Below are 8,833 nucleotides of genomic sequence, written 5' to 3' on the forward strand. Positions count from 1 at the left end.
ATTCAAGGGAGTTATCTGATGAGCGGATCCCAGCAGCGCGGTCAGCGCGCCGGTGGCGGCCGCGGCGGCCGTGACGGTGGTCGCGGTGGTCAGCAGGAGAAGAGCCAGTACATCGAGCGCGTCGTCGCGATCAACCGCGTCGCCAAGGTCGTCAAGGGTGGTCGGCGCTTCAGCTTCACCGCCCTGGTGATCGTCGGTGACGGCGACGGCATGGTCGGCGTCGGCTACGGCAAGGCCAAGGAAGTCCCCGCGGCGATCGCCAAGGGTGTCGAGGAAGCCAAGAAGACCTTCTTCAAGGTTCCGCGCATCCAGGGCACCATCCCGCACCCGGTCCAGGGCGAGAAGGCCGCCGGCGTCGTGTTCCTGCGTCCGGCCGCTCCCGGTACCGGTGTGATCGCCGGTGGCCCGGTGCGCGCCGTGCTCGAGTGCGCCGGCATCCACGACGTGCTGAGCAAGTCGCTCGGCTCGTCCAACCAGATCAACATCGTGCACGCGACCGTCGAGGCGCTGCGGATGCTCGAGGAGCCCGAGGCCGTGGCCGCTCGTCGTGGCCTGACCGTCGAGCAGGTGGCCCCGGCCGCTCTGCTGAAGGCGCGTGCCGAGGGTATTGCCGAGTCGGCTGCCGCGGAGGTGAAGGTCTGATGGGTCAGCTCAAGATCACGCAGAACAAGGGCCTCATCGGTCTCAAGCAGAACCAGCGCGACACGCTGCGCTCGCTGGGTCTCAAGCGGATCAACGATGTGGTCATCAAGGAGGACCGCCCGGAATTCCGGGGCATGGTTCACACCGTCCGTCACCTGGTGACGGTTGAGGAAGTGAAGTAGAGATGCCGCTCAAGCTGCACCACCTGCGTCCGGCCCCCGGGGCCAAGACCGCCAAGACCCGTGTGGGTCGTGGTGAGGGCTCGAAGGGTAAGACCGCGGGTCGTGGTACCAAGGGCACCAAGGCGCGTTACCAGGTTCCGGTCGCCTTCGAGGGTGGCCAGATGCCGATCCACATGCGTCTGCCCAAGCTCAAGGGCTTCAAGAACCCGTTCCGGGTCGAGTTCCAGGTCGTGAACCTGGACCGGGTCGGCGCGCTGTTCCCCGAGGGCGGCACCATCACGGTCGCCGACCTCGTCGCCAAGGGCGCGGTCCGCAAGGGCCAGCCGGTCAAGGTCCTGGGTCAGGGCGACATCACCGTCGCGGTCCAGATCACGGCCGACAAGTTCTCGGCATCCGCCAAGGAGAAGATCGCGGCTGCCGGTGGCACCGCGACCGAGCTCTGAGGTCGAACACCAGCTGAACAATGCTAGTCGGGGCAGGGGCGATCCATCACCTTCGCGGGTGTGCGATCCCTCTGCCCTGCTAGGCTTCCACGGCTTGGCCTCCCGGCTGTAGACAGCGGCACGGAACCAGGTCACGTTCGTTCATCAAAGACCGAAAGAGGAGCACGTGCTAGGCGCATTCGCCAACGCATTCCGTACCCCGGACCTGCGCAAGAAGCTGCTGTTCGTGCTGCTCATCGTGGCGGTCTTCCGGCTGGGATCGCAGATCCCGGCGCCGGGTGTCCACGTCGCCAACGTGCAGCAGTGCTTCGACGCCGCCAAGAACGACGGCATCTACGGCCTGATCAACCTGTTCTCCGGTGGAGCGCTGCTCCAGCTGACGATCTTCGCGCTCGGGATCATGCCGTACATCACGGCCAGCATCATCCTGCAGCTGCTCGTCGTGGTGATCCCGCGACTCGAAGCGCTGAAGAAGGAAGGCCAGTCCGGCCAGGCGAAGATCACCCAGTACACCCGTTACGTGACGCTGGCCCTGGCGATCCTGCAGGCGACCGGCATCGTGGCGCTGGCGCGCTCGCGGAACCTGCTGCAGGGCTGCGACCTCCCGCTGGTCTACAAGGACAACTTCCAGACCGCGGCGATCCTGGTCGTGACGATGACTGCCGGTACCGCCGTGATCATGTGGCTCGGCGAGCTCATCACCGACCGCGGCATCGGCAACGGCATGTCCATCATGATCTTCACCCAGGTCGTGGCTACCTTCCCGGTGGCGCTGTGGAACGTCCAGAAGGCGCAGGGCCCGTGGGTCTTCGGCGGCGTCATCCTGATCGGACTGGTCGTGGTCGCCGGCGTCATCTTCATCGAGCAGGCGCAACGCCGGATCCCGGTGCAGTACGCCCGGCGGATGGTCGGCCGGAAGATGTTCGGCGGCTCGTCCACCTACATCCCGCTCAAGGTCAACCAGGCCGGCGTCATCCCGGTCATCTTCGCCTCCAGCCTGCTCTACCTGCCGGCGATGGCGGTCCAGTTCAACCAGAACTCCGACTCCGCCGTGCTCACCTGGGTGAGCCAGCACCTGGTCAAGGGCGACCACCCGATCTACATGGCGCTCTACTTCGCCATGATCATCTTCTTCACCTACTTCTACGTCGCGATCACCTTCAACCCCCAAGAGGTCGCCGACAACATGAAGCAGTACGGAGGCTTCATCCCCGGGATCCGGGCAGGAAAGCCGACTGAGGAGTACCTCAACTACGTCCTGTCCCGCATCACGTTGCCGGGAGCTCTCTACCTGGGTCTCATCGCACTGATCCCGCTGATAGCTCTCGTGCTGGTCGACGCCAACCAGAACTTCCCGTTCGGCGGCACCTCCCTGCTCATCATGGTCGGTGTCGCACTCGACACCGTGAAGCAGATCGAGAGCCAGTTGCAGCAGCGCAACTACGAAGGTTTCTTGCGATGAGAATGATCCTCATGGGTCCCCCGGGTGCCGGCAAGGGCACCCAGGCGAAGTACGTCGCCGAGCGCTTCGGCGTGCCCGCGATCTCCACCGGAGACATCTTCCGGGCGAACGTCACCTCCGGCACCGAGCTGGGCGTCGAGGCGAAGCGCTACATGGACGCCGGGGAGTACGTGCCCGACGAGGTCACCAACCTGATGGTGCGCAACCGCATCGACGAGGACGACGCCAAGCCCGGGTTCCTGCTCGACGGCTACCCGCGGACGCTCGCCCAGGTGACCGAGCTCGACGGCATGATCACGTTCACCGGCCACGCGCTGGACGCGGTGGTCGTGCTGACCGTCAACTCCGAAGAACTCGTCCAGCGCCTGCTCCAGCGTGCGAAGACCGAGGGTCGCGCCGACGACACCGAGGACGTCATCCGCCGGCGCCAGGAGGTCTACGCCGAGCAGACCGAGCCGCTGATCGACGTGTACCGCGAGCGCGGCCTGCTGATCGAGGTCGACGGCACTGGTGAGGTCGACGAGGTCACCCAGCGGATCTTCGACGCGCTGGCCGGCGTCCGGCAGAGCTGACCCGCACGGCCATGGGCCTGTTCGACCGGGGCATCCAGATCAAGACCCCCGACCAGATCGCCAAGATGCGGGTCGCCGGCCTGCTGGTCGGCGAGACTCTGGAGCTGCTGCGCGCCTCGGTCCGTGCCGGGATCAGCACGGGTGAGCTGGACGCCATCGCCGAGGACAACATCCGTTCCGGCGGCGGCCTCCCGTCCTTCCAGGGCTACGGACAGCCGCCGTTCCCGGCCTCGATCTGCGCCTCGGTGAACGACGAGGTCGTGCACGGCATCCCGGGAGACCGGGTGCTGGCCGACGGCGACGTCATCTCGATCGACTGCGGTGCCATCGTCGACGGGTGGCACGGCGACGCCGCGATCACGGTGGCGGTGGGGGAGGTCCCGGCGGACGCCCGGGCGCTGATGGAGGTCACCGAGGGGGCGATGTGGGCCGGGTTCGCGGCCGCCCGCCTGGGCGGCCGGGTCAGCGACATCTCGCACGCGGTCGAGCAGCACGTCCGTTCCCGGGGCTCCTACGGCATCCTCGAGGACTACACCGGCCACGGCATCGGCACCGAGATGCACCAGCCGCCGAACGTCCCGAACTACGGCAAGCCCGGTCGGGGCGCCAAGCTGGAGCTGGGTCTGGCCCTGGCGGTCGAGCCGATGGTCACCCTGGGGAGCAAGCACACCCTGGTGGCGGAGGACGACTGGACGATCGTGACCAGCGACGAGTCCTGGTCGGCGCACTTCGAACACACGTTCACGCTCACCGAGCGGGGTCCGTGGGTGCTCACCGCCCTGGACGGCGGGGAATCGGCGCTCGCCGAGCTCGGCGTCCCGTTCGGCGGCCGCTGAGCGCTCGGATTGGTGATTTCCCGGCCAATTCCCTAGACTGGTGCGTCGGCCCAACGTGGGTACGTTGTGTGGCGCCTTACGGCTGCCCGGACATCGTCGCGAATCGTAGTGATACGGACGCGCGTGTGCGGGAAATGAGGCGGTTCCAGCGGCCCTACGAGGTCCACTCGCTCCGGCGAGGCGGTTCCCGGGTCAACGGTAGACATCAGGCCAACAGATTGTGGAGGACATGCCGAAGAAAGAAGGCGTGATCGAGATGGAGGGCTCCGTCGTGGAGGCCCTTCCGAACGCTTTTTTCCGGGTCGAACTGACCAACGGACACAAGGTGCTCGCCCACATCAGCGGAAAGATGCGCCAGCACTACATCCGGATCCTCCCTGAGGACCGCGTGGTGGTGGAGCTCTCGCCGTACGACCTCACGCGGGGTCGGATCGTCTACCGGTACAAGTAACCAACAGCCGAGAGAGAAAGGGCTGACATGAAGGTCAACCCGAGCGTCAAGCCGATCTGTGACAAGTGCAAGGTGATTCGTCGCCACGGACGCGTCATGGTGATCTGCGAGAACCCGCGTCACAAGCAGCGCCAGGGCTGAGTCCCTGCGCTCCGGCGCAACAACTGAAGAAACCCATCAACGTGATCGCTAGGCCGCAAGGCTGAATCACCTCCGGAGCGGATGGCCGGAGCTCGAGCCCACAGCACGACCGGGACTCGGGACGCGTCACGACCAGACCACCGTGAACCACTGGGCCGCGAGGCCCGCAGAAGGGAAACGCCAGAATGGCACGCCTTGTTGGTGTTGATCTCCCGCGTGACAAGCGCATCGAGATCGCACTCACCTACATCTACGGCATCGGCCGTACCCGCTCCCAGCAGCTGCTGGCCGCCACCGGGGTCGACCCGAACGCGCGCGTCCACACGCTGGGTGACGAAGAGCTGGTCAAGCTCCGTGACGCGATCGACGCCACGGGCATCAAGATCGAGGGTGACCTCCGACGCGAGGTCCAGGCGGACATCCGCCGGAAGATCGAGATCGGCAGCTACCAGGGTCGCCGCCACCGCATGGGCCTTCCGGTCCGCGGTCAGCGCACCAAGACCAACGCTCGCACCCGCAAGGGTCCGAAGCGGACTGTCGCCGGCAAGAAGAAGGCCAAGTGACCTTCGGTCGCTCGCCTCTTCCCACTCGAACTTTCCAGACCAGCACACAGGAGAACTGAATGCCTCCCAAGAGCCGCACTGCGGCCGGCGCCAAGAAGGTGCGCCGCAAGGAGAAGAAGAACGTCGCTCAGGGCGAAGCCCACATCAAGAGCACGTTCAACAACACCATCATCACGATCACCGACCCCACGGGCGCGGTCATCTCGTGGGCCTCTGCCGGCACCGTCGGCTTCAAGGGCTCGCGCAAGTCCACCCCGTACGCCGCGCAGATGGCCGCTGAGGCCGCCGGTCGCCGGGCGATGGACCACGGCATGAAGAAGATCGACGTCTTCGTCAAGGGCCCGGGTTCCGGTCGCGAGACCGCCATCCGTTCGCTCGGTGCCATCGGCCTCGAGGTCGGCACCATCCAGGACGTCACGCCCACCCCCCACAACGGTTGCCGCCCGCCCAAGCGCCGGCGCGTCTGACCCGAGACCAGAAGGAGACTGAGTAATGGCCCGTTACACCGGACCCATGACCAAGAAGTCGCGCCGTCTCGGTGTCGACCTCGTCGGAGGCGACGCAGCCTTCGAGAAGCGCCCGTACGCCCCCGGCCAGCACGGCCGGGCGCGGATCAAGGAGAGCGAGTACCGCAACCAGCTGCAGGAGAAGCAGAAGGCCCGCTTCACCTACGGCGTGATGGAGAAGCAGTTCCACAAGTACTACGAGCTCGCTGCCAAGCGTTCCGGCAAGACCGGTGACAACCTGCTGCAGCTGCTCGAGTGCCGCCTGGACAACGTGGTCTACCGGGCCGGGTTCGCCCGCACCCGCCGCCACGCCCGCCAGCTGGTCACGCACGGCCACTTCAAGGTCAACGGCCTGAAGGTGGACATCCCCTCGTTCCAGGTCTCGGCTCACGACGTCATCGACGTGCGCGAGAAGAGCCTCGAGACGACCCCCTTCATCGTGGCTCGCGAGACCCACGGCGAGCGGATCGTCCCGGCCTGGCTGGAGGCGATCCCGTCCCGGATGCGCATCCTCGTGCACTCGGTCCCGGTGCGCGCGCAGATCGAGCTTCCCGTGCAGGAGCAGCTCATCGTCGAGTTCTACTCGAAGAAGTAGTTCCACCTTTTTTCGGCAACCACCCACAGTGAGTTCGAGCCCTTCAAATAGAGGTGGGGCTCGGAAAGGAAATCACCAGTGCTCATCGCACAGCGCCCGACCCTGTCGGAAGAGGTCGTTGACGAGTTCCGTTCGCGGTTCGTGATCGAACCGCTGGAGCCCGGCTTCGGCTACACGCTCGGCAACTCGCTCCGTCGTACCCTGCTCTCCTCGATCCCCGGTGCCTCGGTCACGAGCATCAAGGTGGACACCGCTCTTCACGAGTTCTCCACCATCGAGGGCGTCAAGGAAGACGTCACCGAGATCATCCTGAACCTCAAGGGCCTCGTCGTCTCCTCGGAGCACGACGAGCCGGTCACCATGTACCTGCGCAAGCAGGGCTCCGGCGCGGTCACCGCCGCCGACATCGCGCCGCCGGCCGGTGTCGAGGTGCACAACCCGGACCTGCAGATCGCGACCCTGAACGACAAGGGCAAGCTCGAGCTCGAGCTCGTCGTCGAGCGGGGCCGCGGCTACGTCAGCTCGGTCCAGAACAAGGGTGCGGACAACGAGATCGGCCGGATCCCGGTCGACTCGATCTACTCGCCCGTGCTCAAGGTGACCTACAAGGTCGAGGCGACTCGTGTCGAGCAGCGCACCGACTTCGACAAGCTGGTCATCGACGTCGAGACGAAGACCTCGATCCGTCCCCGCGACGCGATCGCTTCGGCCGGCAAGACCCTGGTCGAGCTCTTCGGCCTGGCCCGTGAGCTGAACGTCGAGGCCGAGGGCATCGACATCGGCCCGTCGCCGGTCGACGAGCAGCTGGCCCAGGACCTGGCCATGCCGGTCGAGGACCTGAGCCTGACGGTTCGTTCGTACAACTGCCTCAAGCGCGAGGGCATCCACACCGTGGGTGAGCTCGTGGCCCGCTCGGAGCAGGACCTGCTCGACATCCGCAACTTCGGTGCGAAGTCGATCGACGAGGTCAAGGCCAAGCTGGTCGAGATGGGTCTGTCCCTCAAGGACAGCGCGCCCGGCTTCGACCCGGCCACCGCTCTGGCGGCGTACGACGACGACGACGATTCGTTCGTCGAGGACGAGCAGTACTAAATCCCCTCTACTCCGGTACCTGACACGGCCGGGGAGAATCGAGAAGCAAGATGCCTACCCCCAAGAAGGGCACCCGCCTCGGCGGCAGTGCCGCCCACCAGCGCCTGATCCTGTCGAACCTGGCCACGTCCTTGTTCGAGCACGGTCGGATCACCACCACCGAGGCCAAGGCGCGCACCCTGCGTCCGCTCGCGGAGAAGCTGATCACCAAGGCGAAGAAGGGTGACCTGCACAACCGGCGCGAGGTCCTCAAGACCGTCCGCGACAAGTCGGTCGTGCACACCCTGTTCACCGAGATCGCGCCGACCTTCGCGGAGCGTCCGGGCGGCTACACCCGGATCACCAAGATCGGTCCCCGCAAGGGCGACAACGCGCCGATGGCCGTGATCGAGCTGGTGACCGAGTCGTACACGCCGTCGGCTCCGAAGGCCAAGAAGGAGAAGGCCGCCGCGCCGGCTCCGCAGGTCGTGGAGGCTCCGGTCGAGGAGACCACGGACGAGGTTGCCGAGGTCGAGACCGAGGTCGCCGAGGCGCCCGAGGCCGAGACCGCTGAGGTCGTCGAGGCCGAGGCTGCTGAGGAAGAGGTTGCCGAGGCGCCCGAGGCTGAGGCCGAGGTCGCCGAGGAGAAGCCCGAAGCCTGAGCTGTCCTGCTCTGTCGGCCCGCCACCCGCAAGGGTGGCGGGCCGTTGCGCATTTCCGAGCGCATTTCTCGGCGTACTTCTGGGGCGCAGCTCAGGAGGTCTGGGTGAGCTCGACCCGGAGCACCCGCGCCGCCAGGTCCACCAGCGGGCCGAGCAGCAGGATCACCACGACGGTGCCCACACCCACCGAGGCGCCGAGCAGCCAGCCGATCACCGCGCCGCCGCCCTGCAGGATGCTGTAGGACCAGCGGAACGGGAGCGGCGGATCCCAGGCGAGCGCGGCCGCTTCGGCGGGCCCGGCCCCGAGGTTGGTGCCCAGGTACATCGCGACGCCGAGGCTGAGCACCGGGAGGGCGAGCACCAGGCAGCCGGCCTGGCTGAGGGTCGATGCGGGGGTGTCGAGCACCTTCAGCACCAGCGTGACGGTGTAGCCGACGACGACGATCTGGACGACGGTCCCGACATCGGGTCGCACCTTGCGCAGCGCGGCCGCGACCAGGAAGACGAGGCTCACCGCGATGTTGGCGACCACGAACGCCCAGTCGCTCGATCGGGCGATCCCGCTGACCAACGTGGAGTAGCCGTCCGAGCCGAGGTCGGCGGTGAGCAGCAGGCCGACGCCGATGCCGAGGACGACGCAGCCGAGGAGGAGGCGCAGCAGCAGGGCGGGCGCGTAGCGCGACATCGGTCTCCCACGGGCTCGTCGT

The 8,833-nt window shown here is 66.6% G+C and carries 14 protein-coding genes; 13 read left to right on the top strand and 1 reads right to left on the bottom strand.

Going from position 1 to position 8,833, the window contains the following annotated elements:
* Positions 1-18: 18 nt before the first annotated feature.
* The 13 genes from rpsE (at position 19) to rplQ (ending at position 8,126) form a co-directional block, all read left to right on the top strand.
* Complete coding sequence (gene rpsE / locus EFK50_RS17540; protein WP_123228885.1) at positions 19-642, top strand: 30S ribosomal protein S5; 624 nt, start codon at positions 19-21, stop codon at positions 640-642.
* Positions 642-824, top strand: a complete 183-nt coding sequence (rpmD, locus tag EFK50_RS17545; protein WP_123228886.1) for a 50S ribosomal protein L30 — start codon at positions 642-644, stop codon at positions 822-824. The genes rpsE and rpmD overlap by 1 nt, the downstream gene beginning before the upstream one ends.
* Before the next feature lie 2 nt (positions 825-826).
* The gene (rplO, locus tag EFK50_RS17550) at positions 827-1,267 is read left to right on the top strand and encodes a 50S ribosomal protein L15 (protein WP_123228887.1); all 441 of its coding nucleotides are present in this window, start codon (positions 827-829) and stop codon (positions 1,265-1,267) included.
* A gap of 166 nt (positions 1,268-1,433) precedes the next feature.
* On the top strand, positions 1,434-2,729 hold the full coding sequence (secY, locus tag EFK50_RS17555; protein ID WP_123228888.1) for a preprotein translocase subunit SecY: 1,296 nt from the start codon (positions 1,434-1,436) through the stop codon (positions 2,727-2,729).
* Positions 2,726-3,301, top strand: coding sequence for an adenylate kinase (locus EFK50_RS17560; protein ID WP_123228889.1), 576 nt, complete (start codon positions 2,726-2,728; stop codon positions 3,299-3,301). Before secY ends, EFK50_RS17560 begins: the two co-directional genes overlap by 4 nt.
* Before the next feature lie 11 nt (positions 3,302-3,312).
* Positions 3,313-4,137 (top strand): type I methionyl aminopeptidase, encoded by an 825-nt coding sequence (gene map / locus EFK50_RS17565; protein WP_123228890.1) that lies wholly within the window; start codon positions 3,313-3,315, stop codon positions 4,135-4,137.
* A gap of 229 nt (positions 4,138-4,366) precedes the next feature.
* Complete coding sequence (gene infA, locus EFK50_RS17570) at positions 4,367-4,588, top strand: translation initiation factor IF-1 (protein WP_123228891.1); 222 nt, start codon at positions 4,367-4,369, stop codon at positions 4,586-4,588.
* 27 nt (positions 4,589-4,615) lie between these two features.
* Positions 4,616-4,729 (top strand): 50S ribosomal protein L36, encoded by a 114-nt coding sequence (gene rpmJ / locus EFK50_RS17575; RefSeq protein WP_004008316.1) that lies wholly within the window; start codon positions 4,616-4,618, stop codon positions 4,727-4,729.
* A 185-nt stretch (positions 4,730-4,914) separates the two neighbouring features.
* A complete protein-coding gene (gene rpsM / locus EFK50_RS17580; RefSeq protein WP_123228892.1) occupies positions 4,915-5,292 on the top strand; it encodes a 30S ribosomal protein S13 in 378 nt (125 codons plus the stop codon).
* Positions 5,293-5,351: 59 nt separating this feature from the next.
* Positions 5,352-5,759, top strand: coding sequence for a 30S ribosomal protein S11 (rpsK, locus tag EFK50_RS17585; RefSeq protein WP_123228893.1), 408 nt, complete (start codon positions 5,352-5,354; stop codon positions 5,757-5,759).
* A 25-nt stretch (positions 5,760-5,784) separates the two neighbouring features.
* Positions 5,785-6,393 carry a 30S ribosomal protein S4 gene (gene rpsD, locus EFK50_RS17590; RefSeq protein WP_123228894.1) on the top strand — a complete coding sequence of 203 codons (609 nt, stop codon included), beginning with the start codon at positions 5,785-5,787 and terminating at the stop codon, positions 6,391-6,393.
* A gap of 78 nt (positions 6,394-6,471) precedes the next feature.
* Positions 6,472-7,485 (top strand): DNA-directed RNA polymerase subunit alpha, encoded by a 1,014-nt coding sequence (locus tag EFK50_RS17595; RefSeq protein WP_123228895.1) that lies wholly within the window; start codon positions 6,472-6,474, stop codon positions 7,483-7,485.
* 50 nt (positions 7,486-7,535) lie between these two features.
* Positions 7,536-8,126, top strand: a complete 591-nt coding sequence (rplQ, locus tag EFK50_RS17600) for a 50S ribosomal protein L17 (RefSeq protein WP_123228896.1) — start codon at positions 7,536-7,538, stop codon at positions 8,124-8,126.
* 91 nt (positions 8,127-8,217) lie between these two features.
* Here the strand turns inward: rplQ and EFK50_RS17605 are convergent, their stop codons facing one another.
* Positions 8,218-8,811 carry a DUF6198 family protein gene (locus tag EFK50_RS17605; RefSeq protein ID WP_123228897.1) on the bottom strand — a complete coding sequence of 198 codons (594 nt, stop codon included), beginning with the start codon at positions 8,809-8,811 and terminating at the stop codon, positions 8,218-8,220.
* Between the last annotated feature and the right edge of the window lie 22 nt (positions 8,812-8,833).

This window comes from Nocardioides marmoriginsengisoli, assembly GCF_003725695.1.
Classification (GTDB): domain Bacteria; phylum Actinomycetota; class Actinomycetes; order Propionibacteriales; family Nocardioidaceae; genus Marmoricola; species Marmoricola marmoriginsengisoli.